The organism is Spirillospora sp. NPDC052269, assembly GCF_040679435.1.
GTDB lineage: Bacteria > Actinomycetota > Actinomycetes > Streptosporangiales > Streptosporangiaceae > Spirillospora.
Genome location: NZ_JBFAUU010000018.1, coordinates 1 through 18,610, shown reverse-complemented (window position 1 = coordinate 18,610; position 18,610 = coordinate 1). Strand labels below are relative to the sequence as shown.

Below are 18,610 nucleotides of genomic sequence, written 5' to 3'. Positions count from 1 at the left end.
CCGTGGCGCGGACCGGTGCGGGTCCGGACCGGCGGTGGCCTAGATCGGTGGCGGGTCGAAGTCGCAGTCCAGATGCCGACGCTCGGCAGCGACGACCGCGTCCGGGTGGTTGAGGCCGAGCACGCGCGCGTACCGATGGATGGTGTCCTCGTACAGCTCCTCGCCCTCCTGCTGGAAGGCGTCGTTCCGCTGCTCCCGGCCCTCACGCTCGAGGTCCGTCGAGAGGTTCGCGGCGCACGCCAGTGTCATGGGGTGCTCCATGCCGAGCAGCGACCGCAGCCGCCTCAGCGTGCCCCGGCCAAGCGCGATCGCGCTGTCGAGGTCGCCCAGGTCCGCGAGGTCACTCGCGAGGTTGGTGGCGATGGTCAGCGCATAGTGATGGTCGCGGCCAAGTCTGGCTTCCAGCCCGCCGAGGGCCGTTTCGTTCACCGATCGAGCCGTCGTCGTCTCGCCGCGCACCCGATGGAGCAGTGCCAGATTCCCTTGGACCCCGAAGACGTAGGGATGCGTAGGACCGAACATGTCGGGGTAGAGGTCGGCGACGCTCTTTGCCAACTTCAGCGCCTCATCCTGCTTGTTCAGGGTCCGGTAGGTGTTCGCCAGGTTGGTCGCGGAGGCGAGCGTGTCAGGGTGGATCGGGCCGAATACCCGCAGGCACCGCTCATGTGCTTCTCTGGCGAGCTCAAACGCCTCCTGATAGCGGCCGGAGCGACGCCTGGCGATCGCGAGGTCGGTGGACGCGCGGACGGTCACCGCGTGGTCCAGCCCGAGCTGTTCGGTGGCGAGGGCGAGCGCGTCCTCGCCGAAGTCCATGGCGTCCCTGAACCCGCCCAGGAGCCGCACGGCCCGGGCGAGCCCGTTCAGCCGCAATGCCTCCTCCATGGCGCTCACCCCAGGGGGACGCGGCCGCCCGGAAGACAACCGGTAGCAGCGTTCCTGGAGGTCCCGTGCCTTCACGTAGTCACTGACCAGGCCATGGTCGAGCGCCAGATTGTTCATCGCACGGAGGGTGCGGAAGTGCTCCGGCCCAAAGAAGTTCTCATGCTCGCGCAGGGAGAACTCCCCCTGCTCCCGGCCCTGCCGGAAGTCGCCGCGGGCGCGCAGGTCGGCACCGCTGCTGTCGATCACGGCGAGTAGTAGATCGCGGAACGCGTCGTCGTTGCGGCTGCTGGCCCGCATGGTGCGCAGGGCGTCCTGGTTGATCTTGTACGCCTCGGTGTACTGACCCCGTTCCCGGATGAGGATGGCGCGCAGCCTCTGGGCCGCCAGGACGTCGGGGTCGTCCGGCGGCGAGGTCAGCCGCCAGTGGTCCTGAACCTGTTTGGAGAAGCTGGCTCCGCCGGCCTGGTCGCTCGATACGTACAGATATCGCGCGAACGCCAGAACCATCGAGCGGACCCTTGGATCGGTGCTGTCGATGGCAGCGGTCGGCTGGATATGGCCGTAGAGGGCGCCGAACTCCCGCCACGATTCGGTCTGGTCCGGGTCCTTGGGGGTCGCCTCCGCCAGCAGCAGGTGGACGTCCGAGAGGTAGTGTGCCCTCTCCTCCATCGACAGGGCGTTGCGGACGAGGCCCTGGATCAGCCGGTGCATCTGGATCGTGCGGTTGTCGCCCTCGATCTCCACCCGCACCAGGGCATACCTGCGTAGGCCCGCGATGGCGCGGCTGGTCTCGATGGAGTCGCCAAGGATCTCTGCCAGCTCCGGCGACACGCCTTTGGGCGCGGTTCGGAACACGTCCCGTGGGAACGGCTCCGGTCCGAAGAACGCACAGCAGCGCAACAGCGGGACAGCATTTGGATAGTTCCGCTCCAACTCCTCTACCGCGAGCCTCCACGCTGCCGTCATCGGACGCGGATACTCGCTCGCCTCGCCCACCAGGAGGAGATCGCCGATTCGTTCGCGGAGCAGGGAGAGATAATCCCGCACCGACATCGCGGACTCCTGCAGGAGCGAAGCCGCCTGTTCGAGTGCGAGAGGGAGATCGCCGAGTTCGTCGGCGAGATGGGAGGCGTCCGCGTCGCCCAGCGCGCCGGGCAGGCGCAGACTGAGGAACTCGACACTCTCCGTGCGGGAGAACACGTCCACCTCGACGGTGGCAACGCGTCCGCGCCCTTTCCAGTTGGGATTGCGGGAAGTGATGAGGACGTCGCCGGGGCCCTGCGGCACGAAGGAGTTGATGTCCTCGGGCTCGTCGGCGTTGTCGAAGATCAGCAGCCACCGGCTATAGGGCTCGCCGCGTTCCAGGGCTTGACGTACCGAGTTGGCGGCCTCTTCCACGCCGACCTTGTTGGCGGGCGGCAGGTCCAGGCGGGGAGCGAGCCCGGCGAGCGAGGACCTGACGAGACTCTCCTGCGCGGACGGAATCCACCAGACGAGTTGGTATTCGGAACGGAAACGGTGCGCGTACTCGATTGCGAGCTGTGTCTTGCCAACTCCGGCCATCCCGTGCAAGGCATACGGGACCACTGCTGCGGCGACGTTCTTTCTGATGCCCTCACGAAGTGAGGACAGCAAATCCTTGCGACCGGTGAAATTATGGTTTCGCGCGGGAATCTTGGTGCCCCAGATGCGTGGGATTCCTGCGTTCATCGGGGTCGCGTCGATTGGATCCGTCACGCGGCTCGCCTCCGCACGTGGTCGCACCACTGATCTCGTTTCGCATCCTATGCCGCCGGAGACGGTCCGACCATGCGGGAAGTCCAGCCTGGACGGTCCGGTGGGGTTCGGGTGAAAGGCGCATGGTCTCTCGCGTAATACAAGGTGGCAATGCCGGACAGCTCAATGGCGCGATGTGGCCAGGTTGCCCCGCGGCGTGGAGGGAACAGGCACAATCACAGACGAGCCCCGACCGCCGGAGCAAGGAGCCTTCCGATGCGCGACGAGGTGGATTTCCGTAGCGACCTGCCGGATCTCTCTGGGGCTTCCCTGGACGAGCTGAGCGGCTTGGGTGGGTCGGTTCTCGCCGACGAGATCGGGACCCTGCTTGCGCCTGCGCGCAGGCCGGCAGCGGTGTGCGCCAACTTCAGCGCCTACCTCAGCGAAGAGTGACGCGCCTGATCCGTGATGTTGAGCTTGGCACCGACAGGCAGAAGGACGTCGGGCGAGGGAGTGGCGCCGTGGAGCAGCACATGCCCCGCTCCTCTGACCCGAGTCCGTATCCCGGGCCGAGGCCGTTCACCGATGCCGAGCGACATCGGTTCTTCGGTCGTGCCGAGGAGTCTCGGAGACTCGCCGAGCTCTGGACGCACCGTCCCGTCACGGTGCTGCGCGGGCCGAGCGGCTGCGGCCGGACCTCACTGATCAACGCGGGCGCCATCCCGCTGCTGCGCGACGCCCGGCACGACCCCGTCCCCGTCGCGGACATCGGTCCGCTGGCCGTCCCCCTCCAGGGACGGGTCCTGCCGAACGCGGCGTTCCCGGAGTGGGACCCCTACCTCCTGGCACTGCTCGCAGCGTGGCGGGAGGAACCCGGTGAGGCCGGCCCGGTGGCCGCGTTCCTGCGCCGGGCCAGGCGCCGCGGACGGTTCGGAGCGCAGCGCCCGGTCCTGCTCGCGGTCGACTGCGCCGAGCGCTGGTTCACCGGCGGCGCGTTCTCCCGCCGGCAAACGGGCCTGCACGAACTCCTCACGGCCGTGGCCGCCGATCCGGGCACCCGGCTGCTGCTCTCCGTCCGGGAGGAGGAAGCCGATCACCTGGCGGAGCTCGTCGCCCGCCATGGCCTGCCGGTCGCGGAGATGCGCCTCGGACCGCTCACTTGGAGCGGTGCGCTGACCGCTGTGATGGAACCCGCGCAGCAGGCGGGCCGTCCGTTCGAGGACGGCGCGGCCGAACGCCTGGTGGACGAGTTGAGCACCGGGCACGAGGACGCGGTCGTGGAACCGGTGCTGCTGCAGGCCGCGTGCCGAACGCTCTGGGACCGTCTCGGCGAGACCGACGAGAGCATCCCCGGCCGGCTGGTCCCCAGCCTGGACGACATCCTCGCCGACCTCTGCACCGCGACCGTCAGCAACATCGTGGACGCGCTGGACGCCGCCGCACGTTCTGCGGGCGCGACCTCGGAAGCCGAGTGGCAGACGCTGAAGACCTGGGAGCGCACGCCAGAGGAGGTCGCACGACACGCGGCCGAGATCCCGTCGCGTCCCGAGAAGGCGGAGGCTCCCGCCCGAGAGCGGGGACGCGACCGCTCCACCGCGTCCGCCGCCGCGCGACACCTGCTTAGGGAGGCGCATCTGGTGAAGAGCGTCCGCACCGGTGATTCCGTGGCGGACGTTCTCCAGCATCCTGAGCTCGCCGTCACCCTGGACCGACTGGGAGAGCGGCCGAGGCACAGCCGGTACCGCACCGGCCCCTGGCATCGGCTGCGCGCGGCCGAAGCCGCGCTGGCCGCCGGGCAGGCGCTGCTCGCTCGGGGACTCGCAGGGTCGGCCGCCGGTCACCCCGACACCGACGCCGGGTTCCAGGCCGACGTGCAGACCGTCCTCGGCAACATCGCCTACCTGCACGGACGCTTCGACGAGGCGGCCCGCTGCCACCAGCGCGCGGGCGAACTGCTCCAGACGATCGAGGACAGCGCGGCCGTCGTCCGGCAGCTCGCCGCCGAGGGCTGGGCACGGTTCGCCGCCGGGGACGTCGAACGGGGCGTCGCCCTGCTGCGCAGTGGCGCGGACCTCGCACCGGGCGACGCGTCCGTCCAGGTGGGCCTGGGGCGGATGCTGTGGCGGGCAGGACGTCCCGAGGCGGCGCTCGCGGTGCTCAGCGGTGTGCTCAACCGGCACGGGGACGTGCCCGAGGCCCGGGAGATCCGGGGCGAGATCCTCGCCGACCGCGGGGAGTCGGAGTCGGCGCTGCGCGACCTGGACCGGCTCGGCCGGTCCGCTGATCCCGCCGCCCGCGCGGCCCGCGCGCTGGCGCTCGCGAGGCGGGGCCGTCTGGACGCGGCCCGCGCGGAGATCGGCGAGGCCGTCGTGGCGGGCGCGGAAAGCGGCCCGGCGCTGTACCGGGCCGCGCAGGTTGAGCTGATGACCGGCGACACCGGGACCGCCACCGACCTCGCGACCCGGGCGGTCGAGGCGCGGCACCCGCCCCTGCCCGAGCACCTTCGCGCCGAGGCGTGGCGCCTCCTGGCGGACGTGTGAGAAACGCCGGACGACAGATCCGCCAGGTGTGGCATGTGACGCTGAGCCGCGTCCACACCGGGCGGAGGATCACGGTATGGGCTCCACTGCCACCGCGCTGGTGACGGGCGGGACGGCCGTCCTCACCGGAACGCTCACCGCGTTCGTGGGCGTGGTCACGGCCCGCCTCGGCCACACCTACGAGCGGCGGCGCGCGGCGGACGCCCGGCAGGCCGAGCAGTCCGTGGCCGCCGACCAGCGCGTCCGTGAAGCCCTGCGGAGCATGGACGGCGCCGTCGTCGACCTCGGCGTGACCATCCGCCTCTGCGAACGCCTGCGTTCTCTCGGCGCCCTCGGCGAGGACGAGGAACTGGCGGGCGGACGCCGCGTTTCCACCGAGTACCGGACGGCGGTCCGCGAGATCCAAGGGTTCCTCGACGCGGTCGGCCACGATCCGCGCCTCGCGAAGCCCGTGGAGGCCCTGCGCGCCGAAGTGCGCCGTGCCTGGCTGCACGGCCTCGGCGACGCCGGAAAACAGGATCCGCGAAGCGCCGCCGCCGTGGACGACGAACTCCAAAGCCTCATGAGCGATGTGGGACGCACCCTCACGGATCCGACGCTCGCCGAATCGCCCCTCACACTCGGGCAGGCACTGCGGCCTCCCGAAGCACGCCGTGACGGAGCCGCCGCCGAAGCCGGAGCACGCGCGCCCGGCGGGCCGCCCAGAGCAGCACGCCGGTGGCGGCGATGGCGATCGGCACCGCCCACGCGACGGCGCGAGCGCCCACCGCGGTGATCGCCACGCCGCCGCACATCGTGCCGATCGGCGCGATCCCGAGGGTGACGAACCGGTTCGTCCCGGCGACGCGTCCGCGCAGCTCAAGAGGGGTGCGGCTGGCCTGGTAGGCGGACAGTGCGATGTTCAGCCGCGCCCCCACGAACCCGACGCCGCCCCACGCGACCATCCAGACACCGGCCCAGGGGAAGACGGCGAGCAGGGTGGTCATCCCGAGCCAGGCCCACATGCACAGCCTGACGAGCTTGATCGGGCGGCGTCCAAAACGGCGCCGGCGCGTGACCGCCACATATCCGGAGACGAACGACCCGCCCAGGCCGGGTGCGGCGAGGAGAACCCCCGCCATGGCGATCGGAAGGCCCGCTTCACGCGCGCGCACGACCAACAGCAGCGTGACGACCTGGAACAACAGGTTCGTGGCCGTGCACGCGATCAGCGTCGTGCGCAGGAACCGGTACCGCCACAGCCACGTCAACCCCTCCAGCATCTCGGCGACGAGAGGTCCGCCTCGCTGAAGACCGGGTCGCATCCTGGACGCGTCGGTCGGCCCATCGGCGTGCAGCGGATGGGCATGGTTCCAGCGTCCCCGGAGCCCGGCGGACCTCAGCGTCAGGATCGCGGCCGTGGACGCGAGCCCGAACGCGGCGTCGGCGGCGTAGGGAAATCCGGTGCCGGCCGCGTGCAGAACTCCGCCCAAGGGCCGTCCGAGCAGCATCGCGCCGTTCGCCCGGCCCTCGTTCTGCGCCATCGCCCGCTGGAAGTGCGCCGCCGGGACGACGCTCGGGACGGCCGTCACCTCGGCGACGTTGTAGAAGGTCGTGCACGTTCCGCTCACCAACGCGGCGACGATCAGGACGGGCGGCCGGAACAGCCCGGCGGCGAGGGTCAGCACGACCGCCAGCGACATCAGCGTCCGGACGGTTTGGCTGAGCAGCATCGTCCACCAGTGGTCGAGCCGGTCCACCAGCATTCCGGCGGGGATGTGCAGCAGCAGGCTCGGAACGGTTCCGGCGGCAACGACATAACTGACAAAAGTAGGCGATCCGGTAAGCGTGAAGGCGAGTAAAGGTGCCGCCGTGGTGACGCTCATCGCGCCGAGCAGGGAGGCCGCCGAACCCGTCCAGAGCAGACCGAACCGGAAACGCCAGCCGTCCGGTTCCTCTGCCATCTGTGTCGCCCAAGAAGAAGGGACCGTGCAGGTCATCAGGGTGGTACGGATGAGCGTGCACGGACGGCCGGACAAAAAGCCGCGCGCGGACGGCCCAACAAAAGCTCAGCCTAGAGGGTGCTGGGTATTGCGCTCACCAAGGGTGAAGTAGAGGCCGGAAAATGTAACTCTGGGGTATTTCACGGATGGAGCTGATCGGTGCGGGGGAGGGGTTCGGCGGCGGGGAGGAGGAGGGTGAAGATGGGTGGGGAGGGGCGGCGGAGGACGAGGCGGCCGCCTTCGGCCTCGGCGAGGGAGCGGGCGAGGGCGAGGCCGATGCCGTGGCCCTCGGCGGACGCGGAGTTGCGGCGGGCGAAGATGTCCTCGGTGTCGTCGGTGACGCCGGGGCCCTGGTCGGAGACGTCGATGGCGAGGCCGCCGCCGATGTCGCTGGCCTCGACGGTGATGCGCCCGCCGCCGTGCGTGACGGCGTTGTCGATCAGGACGTCCAGGATCTGGCGGACGGCGGACGACTTGACGTGCAGTTCGGGCAGCGGGTCGTGGGCGGTGACCGACAGCGGGCGGTCGACCCCGGTAAGGGTGGCCGACCAGCGGGAACGCAGGTCGCCGAGCAGGTCCGGGACGTCCAGGACCTCGGCGTCGGGACCGGCGTCGCGGGCGAGGCGGAGCAGGTCGTCGATGATGTCGCGCAGGTGCTCGCCGCGCCGGACGGCGGCGCGGATCGCGGCGGTGAGGTCGGCCCCCGGACGTTCCAGCGCGGACTCCAGACCCAGCAGGAGGCCGGTCAGCGGGGTGCGGAGCTGGTGGGACACGTCGGCGCTGAAGGCGCGTTCGCGGTCCAGCATCGAGCCGAGGTGGCGGGCGGTGACCTCCAGCGCGCGGCCCGCCTCGTCCGCCTCGCGGACCCCGGACGGCTCGGCGCGGACGGTGAAGTCGCCGTCGCCCAGCGACTGGGCGGCGCGGGTCAGCCGCTCCAGCGGGCGCGCGAGCCGGCGCGACTGGTAGAACGCCGCCGCCGCGGCCAGCCCGATGACGACCACGGCGAACACCGCCATCAGGAGCCAGGCCCGGTTGCGCCGGTCGTACACCTCGTCCTGCGGCATGCCGACGCGGGCGATCGAGGTCACGCCCACCTCGGACGGGATGGGCGCGACGACCGTCAGGGTGCCGCCCTCGACCGACTCGTGCAGCCGCCCGTTGGCCGCCTCGGAGGCCAGGGGCGAGACGTCCGGGCCGTCCCCGACGATGCGGCTGCCGTCGACCCGGTAGATCCCGACGACCAGGCGCTCGTTCAGCCCGGCCGGCTTGTTGAACGGCCGGGGGTTGTGCGCCTCGTCGTCCGGCGCGGTCGCGGCGACCCTGGTGGCGTCCCGCTCCAGCTTGGTGATCGCCTCGCTGTGGTACAGCCGCTGGACGGCGACGGCGAGCAGCAGCACGAGCACGAGGACGGCGATGGAGGTGATGCCCACGATGGTGACCAGAAGCTGGCGGCGCAGCGGCGTGCTCGTGGCACCGGCCGGATTCCGGACCGGCATCGGCATCCCCCTTTCACCTGGGCACCGGTGGTGTCCGGAGGATATCCGGGTGGGTCAGCAGCGAAGGTAAACGTCACCATAACCGCCGTTGCAAGGACTTCTCACCCACGGGGGACTAGCCTGGTCCGTCGATACGGCGACGGAACGTGCCCGGGAGGTCACATGCGCAAGGTGCTCATCGGAGTCCTCGCCCTGGCGCTGCTGGCCACATTGGGCATCGGGCACGCCGCCCGGTCGCCCCTGTCCAGCGCGTGCGAGAGCGAGCCGCACAGCGGAGGCCGGCTGTCCAAGGTCGTGGACACCGTCAGCGACACCCTGCAGATGACCTCCCGCAACACCTACTGCCATCAGCCGGTGCGCGGCGAGGTCAGCCGTCCGGCGCCGGAGTCCGGCCACGACGCACCCGCATAGGGGCGCCGCGTGACCGATCGGGGGGAGCGCGTGTTGACCGGGGTGAACGCCCGATACGGGTGTGAACGTCACGCTAACCTAGCCGCCCCTACTCTAGGTGGCATGGCGGGACCATACGTGCTCGTCGTGGAAGACGACGAGGTCATCGGCACCGAGCTGGGCGAGGCCCTGGCGGCGCAGGGATACGAGCCTGGCTGGGCGGCCACGGGGAAGGACGCGCTCGAGCGCGTCTCCGCGCGCGCGCCCGACATGATCCTGCTCGATCTCGGCCTGCCGGACATGGAGGGCGTCACCCTCTGCCGCAGGCTGCGCTCGGTCCTCACCGACACGGTCATCGTCGTCCTCACGGCCCGCACCCAGGAGTTCGAGGTGGTCGTGGCGCTGGACGCGGGCGCCGACGACTACCTGACCAAGCCGTTCCGGCTCACCGAGCTGATGGCCCGGCTCCGCGCCCACCTGCGGCGCAGCAGCGCGTCCCGGGCGGACGAGCGGTTCGTCGGCTCCGGCAGCCTGAGCCTGGACCTGGCCGCCCGCAGGGCGACCTTCGACGGCAGCGAGATCACGCTGCGGCCCAAGGAGTTCGACCTGCTGGCCTGCCTGGTGTCCCGGGCGGGCGAGGTGGTGACCCGCGAGGAGCTCATCGACCAGGTCTGGGACGTCAACTGGTTCGGCCCCACCAAGACCCTGGACGTCCACATCTCCGCGCTGCGCCGCAAGCTCGCCCAGCACGGCGCCGACCCGCGCGCGATCACCACGCTGCGAGGCCGCGGCTACCGCTACGAACCCGCCTGACGCTCCAGGCCGACGCTTCCGCGCGGTACCTCGCGGTTCTGTGCGATCCCGCGCGATCAGTTCTTGCGGGCCACCGCGCAGTACCCGGCGACGGAGTCGGTGTCCTCGAACGACGGGCGCCAGCGCGTCATCGACACCACGCCCGGCTCCAGGACGTCCAGCCCGTCGAGGAACGAGGCGACCTCGGCCTGGGAGCGCGGCCGCATCGGGTTCGCCGACTTGGCGTTCCAGTCGCTCTGCGCCTCGGCCTGCGCGGACGGGTCGCGGTCGAAGTCCAGCGTGGAGTGCGTGATGACCAGGTAGCTGCCGGACGGCACCGCGTCCAGCAGTGTCCGGACGATCGCGTGCGCGTCGTCGATGTCGTGGACGAAGTGCAGGATCCCCAGCAGCATGATCGCGACGGGCCGGTCGAAGTCGAGCGTCCCGGCCGCCTTCCCCAGGATGGCCTTCGGGTCGCGCAGGTCGGCCTCGATGTAGTCGCAGGCGCCCTCGGCCGTGCTGGCCAGCAACGCGCGCGCGTGCACGAGGACGAGCGGGTCGTTGTCGACGTACACGATCCGCGTCTCGGGCGCGATGCGCTGCGCGACCTCGTGGGTGTTGTCCATCGTCGGCAGGCCCGTCCCGATGTCCAGGAACTGCCGGATCCCGAGATCGCCGACCAGGTGCCGGACGGCCCGTCCGAGGAACGCGCGGTCGGCCCGCGCGATCGCCAGGATCGCGGGGAACGTCGCGATGAAGCGCTCCGCCGCCGCCCGGTCGACCTCGTAGTTGTCGTTGCCGCCGAGCATGTAGTTCCACACGCGCGCCGAATGCGGCACCGACGAGTCGATCCTCGTGCCCCCGACGTCAGAGCCGCCCACGACAACTCCCCTCACCGAACGGATGTCCCCGCCCACATTAGTGCGTCCGGCGGGCGCCGTCCGACCCATGAGTTCCGTCCAGCGAAATGGGCTGTGAGGATTTCTCCTCCGCGTCTTCCCGCGGCCAGTGGAGAACCTCCATGATGGACGGCATGCAGCGGCAATCCGACGAAGAGTGGATCAAGATCGACGGGTGGGAGAACGTCCCCGGCGGCCCGCATGCGGCCACGGTCCTCCACGCTTGACTGCGTGACCGCGGCATCTTCACGATCCCGTTCGAGGATCACGAGATCCGTATCGACCTGGCCTGCGGTCCCGACGAGACCGGCCGCTGGCGGGGCTGGATCTCCCTCAAGGTGAGCGCGTCCGCCCTGCGTGACCTGGGCCTTCATCCCGGCCAGCCGCCCGCCCGCCACTTCGGCCCCGAACCGCCCCCATGGTGGAACAAGCTCGGCCAGGTCAAACGCCGGCACGGCGGACGGCGCCGACGCCGTAAATGACGCCACCGAAGTGACGCGCCGTAGTGGCATCGCGGAAACCGGCGCTACCGAAAGTGACGGCCCGGAAAACCCTTCGACCTCACGCTGAGTCAACGGCTAGTTTCGTGGCGGCCCGAATCAGTCGATCAGGTAGGGAGGGCCATCCCCATGCGCACCGCGAACCGTTACCAGTCCACCGTCAGGAACATCGGGGTCATGGCCCATATCGACGCGGGCAAGACCACGACCACGGAACGTATTCTTTTCTACACCGGTGTTTCCCACCGCGTCGGCGAGGTCCATGACGGCGCGGCCGTCACCGACTTCATGAAACAGGAACGCGACCGCGGCATCACCATCACCTCGGCCGCCGTCTCCTGCCACTGGACGCTGGACGGCGTCCGCCACACGGTCAACCTCATCGACACGCCCGGACACGTCGACTTCACCGTCGAGGTCGAGCGCTGCCTGCGCGTCCTGGACGGCGCGGTCGCGGTGTTCGACGGCGTCGCCGGCGTCGAGCCGCAGTCGGAGACGGTGTGGCGGCAGGCCGGCCGGTACGGCGTCCCGCGCGTCTGCTTCGTCAACAAGCTCGACCGCGTGGGCGCCGACCACGAACGCTGCGTGGCCATGATCGCCGACCGGCTCGGCGCGGTCCCGCTGCCCGTCCAGCTGCCCCTGGGGACGGGCGCCGAACTGCGCGGAGTGATCGACCTGGTCGCGATGAAGGCCCTGGTCTGGCCGGCGGACGCCGAGCCCGGCGACGCCTACGAGACCGCCGGCGTCCCGTCCTCGCACGTGGACGAGGCGATCCGTTGGCGTGCCCGGCTCCTGGAGACGCTGGCCGATCACGACGAGGCGTTCACGGAGGTCTATCTCAACGGTGAGCCGTCCGCGGACGACGTCCACGCGGCGATCCGGCGCCTGACGCTCGCGAACGCGGCGACGCCCGTCCTGTGCGGGAGCGCGTTCAAGAACAAGGGCGTGCAACCGCTGCTGGACGCCGTCGTCCGCTACCTGCCGTCCCCGGAGGAGGCCGTGCCGACCGGCGCGGACGACCCGTTCAGCGCCCTGGCGTTCAAGGTCATGACCGACCCGCACGTCGGCGCGCTGATCTTCGTCCGCCTGTACGCGGGACGGCTCGTCCGGGGCCAGACCGTCCTGAACCCCCGGCACGGGCGGCGGGAACGCGTCGCCCAGATCTTCCGGATCCGGGCCGACCGGCGCGAGGAGGTCACCGAGGCGGTCGCGGGCGACATCGTCGCCGTCCGCGGCCTCCGCGAGACCACGACCGGCGACACCGTGTGCGATCCGGCGCATCCGGTCGAGCTGGCCCCGATCGAGTTCCCGGCGCCCGTCCTGGAGCTCGCCGTCGAGCCGAGAACGCACGCCGACCAGGAGAGACTGGCCATCGCGCTGCGCGTGCTGGCCCTGGAGGACCCGTCCTTCAAGGTCCGCGCCGACCCGCGCACCGGCCAGACCCTGATCGGAGGGATGGGCGAACTGCACCTCGAGGTGCAGGTCACCCGGCTCGCGGACGACTTCGGCGTCCAGACCACCGTCGGCCGTCCGAGGGTCGCCTACCGCGAGACGATCACCCGTGCCGCCGAGGCGGACTTCACCTGGAGGAAGCAGACCGGAGGCAAGGGCCAGTACGCGCGGGTCAGGCTGCGCGTCGAACCGATCAACGAAGGGAACGCGACCTATGAGTTCGTCAACCGCGTGACCGGCGGACGTGTCCCGAGAGAGTTCATCCCGGCCGTCGACGCGGGCTGCGAGGAGGCCATGCGCCAGGGGGTCCTGGACGGTCACGAGATGACCGGCGTCCAGGTGACCCTCCTGGACGGTGACTTCCACACGGTCGACTCGTCCGAGCTCGCGTTCCGGATCGCCGCGTCCCACGCCTTCCGCGAGGCGGTCCGGAAGGCGTCCCCGGTCATCCTGGAGCCCGTCATGGCCGTCGAGATCACCACCCCCGACGACCACACGGGCGACGTGATCGGCGACCTCGGCACCCGCCGCGGCCGCGTCCGCGCCCTGACCGACGAGCGCGGAGCCCGGATCGTCGAGGCCGAGGTCCCGCTGGCCGAGATGTTCGGTTACGTCGCCAACCTCCGCGGCCTGACCCAGGGCCGCGCGTCCTACGCGATGCGCTTCCACTCCTACGCGGAAGCACCGAAGAACTAGCCGGTCCCGGCCCGGCGCCCCCACGGGCGCCGGGCCGTCCTGACGACTCCGGACCGATCTCTTTTCTCCGCCTGTGAACTGTGAGAGACAAGAGTGTGAACGTTACGGACGAGGCGTGGCGGCGGCTCCTCGAGCTCGGCTCCGCGCGCCCCTACACGGCCGGAGGCACCCTGCTGCGCCAAGGGGACCCGCCTACCCACGTCCTCGCCCTGACCACCGGACGAGTGAAAATCGTGCGTTCGTCCACGGAAGGCGACGATCTCGTCCTCGCGGTACGCGGCCCAGGCGAAATCCTCGGCGACTACTCCGTCCTTGGGCAGGACGACCGATCCGCCACGGTCATCGCCGTCGAGCCATGTACCACCTATGCGATCCCCGCCGACCGCTTCCTTACGTTCGTCCGGACGTCCGGCCTAGAGGCCGACCTCCTACGCCACGCGATGACCCGGATCCGCGAAAGCGAAGCCTGGCGAGCCGAACTCAGCGCCCTCCCCGCGCGCACGAGGCTCGCCCGAACACTCCTGCGTTTCGGCGCAAGCCCCACAGGCGCCATCGGACTCGACCAAACGGAGATAGCAGGCGCCGCCGGCCTGGCGCGCAGCACAGCGGCCGGCGAGCTCGCCCACCTGCGCGAACGGGGGATCGTGACGACCGCTCGCCGCCGCGTCGTCATCACCGATCCGGACGCCCTCCGCATCCTGGCCGGATCGAGCCGTCCGAACGTCTGATTCCAGACAGAGCGACGAGCGCCGCCCCGAGACCGTGAAGGCACGCCCCCGCGCGGGCGCATGAGCAACGGGAGGATCCATGACCGCACCCCAGTTCCGCAGCCTGCTCGTCGTCGACGCCGAAGGTTTCAGCAAGCATCCGGACGCGCGCCTGCCCGCACTCCACACCGAGATCCGTGAGGCCCTCGACGCTGCCTGCGAGGCGTCCGGCCTGGGCGAGGTCTGGCGTTCGGCCGATTTCCAGCAGAGCACCGGGGACGGAATCCTCGCCCTCCTCCCGCACGAGGCGACCCCCGCGCTCGTCCATCCCTTCGTTGACCGGCTCCAGGACGTCCTCGCCGGAGCCGCCCGCCGCCTGCGCGCCGACGGCATCCGTCTCCGCCTCCGCGTCGCCCTCCACGTCGGCCTCGTGGACGACCGGCACCCGGTCACCGCGGGCATCTCCACCGCGACCAACGACGTCAGCCGCCTGCTCGACAGCGCCCCGCTCCGCGCCGCCCTCACGGGCAGCGACCCCGACGTCACCTTCGCCGCCCTGATCGTGTCCGCCGAGGTCTTCGACACCTACGTCCGGGGCGGCCACGTGGACGGCCTGCCCCCGAGCCGCTTCACGCAGGTGCGGGTCAAGGTCAAGCAGTTCGACCGTCCCGCCTACCTCTACGTCCCGGCCCCGTCCGCCCGGGAGAAGGACCCGGCCCCCGAGCAAGCACCTGGACGGGCCGCCGCGCAGCAGCCGCCCGCGCCCTCGGGCCTCTCCCTCAACGGCGTGACCATCTCCGGCGACGGCAACCAGAACGCCTTCGGCAACTGGACGGGCGGCGACCTCCGGCAGGAGCGCGGATGACCGCCGTCCAGGATGCGGGCCTCCGACGGGAGCGCTCATGACCGTCATCCAGGACGTCGACATCACCGGCGACGACGGGCAGACCGTCATCGGAACGACCGTCCACGGCGACCTGGTCCAGAACATGATCAGGTTCGTCCGGGCCCACCCCGCGATGTACCTGGGCCCGCGCGAGATCCTCGACCGGATCGCCGACCACGTCCCCGCCCGCAACCACGACCTGATCGTCAAGACCCTGGCCGCCGAGAACGTCGTCACCCTCTCCGCCCCACCGGGCTCCGGCCGCCGCACGACCGCGATGGCCGCCCTCCGACGCGTCACCCCGAACACCGACATCCGCCTCTTCTCCCCGGACCGCGACGAGGTCGGGGAGATCAAGGTCAGCGCCGCCTGCGGCTACCTCGTCGACGGCGACGCCGAGTCACCGTCGACCCTCGGGAGCCTCACGGACGCGGTCCGCGCCGCGGGCGCCTTCGCGGTCGTGTTCACCACCGCCCCGACCCCGCACTCCATCCGCCTGGACCCGCCCGACCCGGTCGAGGTGTACCGCCGCCGCGTCGCCCGCCAGGGCCTGGGCACAACCTGGATCCGCTGGAACCGCGCCCCCGCCCTCCTGGCCGGCGCGTCCCCGGCCGACGCCCGCCGCCTCGCCGACATCGCCGCCGCCGTCGGCTCTCCCACCGAGGCCGAGGAGTCCTTCCGCCACTGGTCGGAGGAGCTGTCCCGCTGGTTCACCGAGCACCCCGAACCGCACGACCGCGCCCTCCTCGTGGCCGCCGCCACCCTCGAGCGGGCCGAGCCGACCGAGGTCTACACCGTCGCCGCGTCCCTGCTCCGCCGCCTGGACGTCACCGTCCACGGCTCCGGTCTCGCCTGGACCCCGGCCGCCGGACTGCGCGGCTTCCTGACCGCCGCGACCGACTCCGACCGCGTCGAGTTCCGCCGCCACGGCTTCACCGAGTCCGTCCTCCGCCACGTCTGGGACGACTACCCCCTGATCAGGACGGACCTCCTCGACTGGCTGGCCGCCCTCCCGGGCGACCCCGCCGTCCCGGGCGTCCTCCGCTCCAAGCTCGCCGAGACCTTCGCCGACCTGGCCGCCGAGCACGACGCCGCCGACCAGATCATCCGAACCGCCCAGACCTGGGCCGAGAACGACCACGCCGACCTCGCCTACATAGCCCTGGCCCGCACCTGCCTGGCCCCCACGGTCGGCGGCCGGATCCGCAGCGCCATGTACCGCTGGTCGAGGGAGGTCAAGGTCGACCAGACCCTGAAACTCACCCTCGTCCGGGCCTGCCAGACCTTGGCCCAGACCCACACCTCAATAGCCCTGACCCGCCTCAAGCACCTCGCGACGAACGGCAACCCCCAAGTCCGCGCCGAAACCGCGGACGCCCTCCTCGCCCTGGCGAAAGACCACCCCGACGAAATCCTGAACGCCATCCTGACCTGGTCAAAGGGTGCAGGCACAGAAAACCTCAGCCTCCGGCAAGAGGCCCGCCGCAAACAAACCGCCGCCACAGCCTTCCTCCGCTGGCGCCTGACCCCCGAAGAAATCGACCCTCACATAACCACCCCCGCCTGGCGAGCCGCCCTAGCCCATGCCCAAGGCCCCCTCCTAGAATCCAGCCTGAAAACCTGGCTGGACAAAACCCAAACCACCCCCACGCTAACGCCGGCCATCATCTGGACCCTGGTGGAAGCCGCCGAAGAACCAACAGCCCAATACCTCATAGACGAAACAACCCGCTGGTTCCGGCGAACCCCCACCGGCCGCTCCGTCTACGCCGAGATAGTCGTCCCCCTGACCACTCCATGGTGGCGGCGCCAGTACCTGAAACTCCGCCTCCAGATCCCATCCCTCCTCAACGCATAGGTCGTGATGTTCAGTTCAATCGCCTCCCTCATAGTCTCCGTAGTGGGTGTTGTCGGCACGCTCTCATCCGCGCTGCTCAGCCAGCGGCTCTCGCAGAGCTCCAAGCTGAAGGAGCTCGAACACCAAGAGCGGATGCGCGGCGAAGAACGAGCGGCTGAGGACGAGCAGCGCCGACTCGTCGAGCTGCGGACCTGCCTCGTGAACCTGAATGCCGCCGACCGCCAATATCGCGATGCGATGCTGGCGTACGCCCACAGCCTTCGCGAAGACGATGCCACCGAGGCGGAGAAGGAAGAGGTCGCCGAAGCCCGCCGTGCCCAACGCGATGCCAGAGCCGAGGCTCAACTGCTCGCGAGCGAGAGGATCCTCGACGCGGAAAGAACGGTGAGCCGAGGTCTCCAAATAGCCTATGGCCTTCTGAAAAAGGTGGAGCGTGGTCGCGCCTCGAGCGTCCGCGACGAGCAGCTGGCCCAGCTCTTCCAAAGCCTGGCCGGCGTGATGGACGGTCTGACGCACATGCGGGGAATCATGCGCCAGGAACTGGGAATCGTTGACGAGCCCTGATCAGTCGGCGGATCATGTCTCCGACCCGAGAAACCCCTGAACGACCCAGTGCAGGGAGGGAAGCGCCGTGAACGTTGTGATCCGCTCCGCCGGGGCCGTACTCGTTCCGCTACTGACCGTCGCGATCTCGATATTCGCTGCCCCGCACCAGGCAGCCGCGCAGGCCATGACCGGCATAACCGGTGGAGGGCACGGCTATCTAAGACAACCCGACGGACGTTTCACCCCCGTAGACGTCCCAGGAGCAACGGGAACCATGCCCATGGGCATCAACGACCATGGGCAGATCGCCGGAACGTACGACGACACGTCCGGCCGCAGCCACGCCTTCGTGCTGCTCAACGGCCGCTATACAACCCTTGATCACCCGAACGCCACAGGCGATGCCACCGACTACGGCCTGTCCGGCACGGTCGCCTCGGGCATCAACGACCACGGCGAAATCGTGGGCAGCTACGTCGGCACCGGCGGAATCGTCCATGGATTCCGCCTCGCCAACGGCAAGTTCATGCCCATCGACGTCCCCGGCGCCCAGGAGACCTGGCCTTTCGGGATCAACAACCAGGGCCGAATAACCGTCCAGACCGTCCGCCCCGATGGCTCCCAGCCCCAATACCTGCTGGCCAACGCCGCCCTGATCCCGATCGCCTACCCAGGCGCGAACCACTCCATAGTCCACCGCATCAACGACCACGACGTGATCGTGGGCCTGTACGTCGTGACCCCCGACGCGACGCCGCAACACGGCTTCATCCAATCCCACGGCGAATTCACACGCTTCGACATCCCCGGCGCCGCCTACACCGGCGTCAACGCCGCCTCCGACAACGGCGACCTGACCGGCTACTACGTCCCCGAGAACTCAACGGACGGCCACGCCTTCATCTCAACCCGCGGAAAGACCACGTCCTTCGACGCCCCGAACGCCGCAGGAACCACCGCCTTCGACATCAACGACCAAGGCCAGATCGTCGGAACCGGCTTCCCGCCCACCAACGAGCACATCCACGAACCTGCAGGATTCGAACCTGCACACACGGTTCCGGAGGGCGCTGACCTGATCACCCGCCATCCACCCTCTGACCTGCACACGAGCGCTCGCGACCTCGTCCAGGCGGCCGTTCCGCGCATGTTCCGGATCTTGATGACGGGCCGCTAGTGCGCTGACCACATACGTTTGCCTGGTTTGTTCATGCGGCTTTGGGGTGTGGGCGTCCCCAGCGTTGCTGGCGTTGGCTGCGGATGCGGGC

At 70.2% G+C, this 18,610-nt stretch carries 14 protein-coding genes; 10 read left to right on the top strand and 4 right to left on the bottom strand.

Annotated features, from left to right (window positions below):
• Positions 1-39: 39 nt before the first annotated feature.
• Positions 40-2,619, bottom strand: coding sequence for an FxSxx-COOH system tetratricopeptide repeat protein (fxsT, locus tag AB0L06_RS32955; RefSeq protein ID WP_500235055.1), 2,580 nt, complete (start codon positions 2,617-2,619; stop codon positions 40-42).
• A 255-nt stretch (positions 2,620-2,874) separates the two neighbouring features.
• On the opposite strand from fxsT, the gene AB0L06_RS32950 reads away from it, so the two are divergent.
• Both AB0L06_RS32950 and AB0L06_RS32945 read left to right on the top strand, forming a co-directional pair.
• Positions 2,875-3,051 carry an FxSxx-COOH-like cyclophane-containing RiPP peptide gene (locus tag AB0L06_RS32950; protein WP_500235054.1) on the top strand — a complete coding sequence of 59 codons (177 nt, stop codon included), beginning with the start codon at positions 2,875-2,877 and terminating at the stop codon, positions 3,049-3,051.
• A gap of 80 nt (positions 3,052-3,131) precedes the next feature.
• On the top strand, positions 3,132-5,138 hold the full coding sequence (locus tag AB0L06_RS32945) for a tetratricopeptide repeat protein (RefSeq protein ID WP_500235053.1): 2,007 nt from the start codon (positions 3,132-3,134) through the stop codon (positions 5,136-5,138).
• Positions 5,139-5,752: 614 nt separating this feature from the next.
• Here AB0L06_RS32945 and AB0L06_RS32940 read toward each other — a convergent pair.
• Both AB0L06_RS32940 and AB0L06_RS32935 read right to left on the bottom strand, forming a co-directional pair.
• Complete coding sequence (locus AB0L06_RS32940) at positions 5,753-7,081, bottom strand: MFS transporter (protein ID WP_500235052.1); 1,329 nt, start codon at positions 7,079-7,081, stop codon at positions 5,753-5,755.
• 179 nt (positions 7,082-7,260) lie between these two features.
• A complete protein-coding gene (locus tag AB0L06_RS32935; RefSeq protein WP_500235051.1) occupies positions 7,261-8,616 on the bottom strand; it encodes a HAMP domain-containing sensor histidine kinase in 1,356 nt (451 codons plus the stop codon).
• A 162-nt stretch (positions 8,617-8,778) separates the two neighbouring features.
• Here AB0L06_RS32935 and AB0L06_RS32930 point away from each other — a divergent pair, with 162 nt between their 5' ends.
• Positions 8,779-9,027 carry a hypothetical protein gene (locus tag AB0L06_RS32930; RefSeq protein ID WP_500235050.1) on the top strand — a complete coding sequence of 83 codons (249 nt, stop codon included), beginning with the start codon at positions 8,779-8,781 and terminating at the stop codon, positions 9,025-9,027.
• A gap of 102 nt (positions 9,028-9,129) precedes the next feature.
• A complete protein-coding gene (locus tag AB0L06_RS32925; RefSeq protein ID WP_500235049.1) occupies positions 9,130-9,819 on the top strand; it encodes a response regulator transcription factor in 690 nt (229 codons plus the stop codon).
• A 56-nt stretch (positions 9,820-9,875) separates the two neighbouring features.
• Here the strand turns inward: AB0L06_RS32925 and AB0L06_RS32920 are convergent, their stop codons facing one another.
• Entirely contained in the window at positions 9,876-10,679 is an 804-nt protein-coding gene (locus AB0L06_RS32920; protein ID WP_500235048.1) for an SAM-dependent methyltransferase, read from the bottom strand.
• A gap of 647 nt (positions 10,680-11,326) precedes the next feature.
• On the opposite strand from AB0L06_RS32920, the gene fusA reads away from it, so the two are divergent.
• The 6 genes from fusA to AB0L06_RS32890 all read left to right on the top strand — a co-directional run bounded on the left by fusA (position 11,327) and on the right by AB0L06_RS32890 (position 18,519).
• Positions 11,327-13,345 (top strand): elongation factor G, encoded by a 2,019-nt coding sequence (gene fusA, locus AB0L06_RS32915; RefSeq protein ID WP_500235047.1) that lies wholly within the window; start codon positions 11,327-11,329, stop codon positions 13,343-13,345.
• Between the two features lie 95 nt (positions 13,346-13,440).
• Positions 13,441-14,073, top strand: coding sequence for a Crp/Fnr family transcriptional regulator (locus AB0L06_RS32910; RefSeq protein ID WP_500235046.1), 633 nt, complete (start codon positions 13,441-13,443; stop codon positions 14,071-14,073).
• A 79-nt stretch (positions 14,074-14,152) separates the two neighbouring features.
• Positions 14,153-14,917 carry a hypothetical protein gene (locus AB0L06_RS32905; protein WP_500235045.1) on the top strand — a complete coding sequence of 255 codons (765 nt, stop codon included), beginning with the start codon at positions 14,153-14,155 and terminating at the stop codon, positions 14,915-14,917.
• A gap of 37 nt (positions 14,918-14,954) precedes the next feature.
• Positions 14,955-16,796, top strand: a complete 1,842-nt coding sequence (locus AB0L06_RS32900; RefSeq protein WP_500235044.1) for a hypothetical protein — start codon at positions 14,955-14,957, stop codon at positions 16,794-16,796.
• A 42-nt stretch (positions 16,797-16,838) separates the two neighbouring features.
• Entirely contained in the window at positions 16,839-17,360 is a 522-nt protein-coding gene (locus tag AB0L06_RS32895; RefSeq protein ID WP_500235043.1) for a hypothetical protein, read from the top strand.
• Positions 17,361-17,427: 67 nt separating this feature from the next.
• A complete protein-coding gene (locus AB0L06_RS32890; protein ID WP_500235042.1) occupies positions 17,428-18,519 on the top strand; it encodes a hypothetical protein in 1,092 nt (363 codons plus the stop codon).
• Positions 18,520-18,610: the final 91 nt, after the last annotated feature.

Bases quoted from the DNA above. Each gene is read 5' to 3' on its own strand.
- AB0L06_RS32950 (WP_500235054.1), top strand. From the start codon at position 2,875: ATGCGCGACGAGGTGGATTTCCGTAGCGACCTGCCGGATCTCTCTGGG.
- AB0L06_RS32945 (WP_500235053.1), top strand. From the start codon at position 3,132: ATGCCCCGCTCCTCTGACCCGAGTCCGTATCCCGGGCCGAGGCCGTTC.
- AB0L06_RS32940 (WP_500235052.1), bottom strand. From the start codon at position 7,081: ATGGCAGAGGAACCGGACGGCTGGCGTTTCCGGTTCGGTCTGCTCTGG.
- AB0L06_RS32935 (WP_500235051.1), bottom strand. From the start codon at position 8,616: ATGCCGGTCCGGAATCCGGCCGGTGCCACGAGCACGCCGCTGCGCCGC.
- AB0L06_RS32930 (WP_500235050.1), top strand. From the start codon at position 8,779: ATGCGCAAGGTGCTCATCGGAGTCCTCGCCCTGGCGCTGCTGGCCACA.
- AB0L06_RS32925 (WP_500235049.1), top strand. From the start codon at position 9,130: ATGGCGGGACCATACGTGCTCGTCGTGGAAGACGACGAGGTCATCGGC.
- fusA (WP_500235047.1), top strand. From the start codon at position 11,327: ATGCGCACCGCGAACCGTTACCAGTCCACCGTCAGGAACATCGGGGTC.
- AB0L06_RS32905 (WP_500235045.1), top strand. From the start codon at position 14,153: ATGACCGCACCCCAGTTCCGCAGCCTGCTCGTCGTCGACGCCGAAGGT.
- AB0L06_RS32900 (WP_500235044.1), top strand. From the start codon at position 14,955: ATGACCGTCATCCAGGACGTCGACATCACCGGCGACGACGGGCAGACC.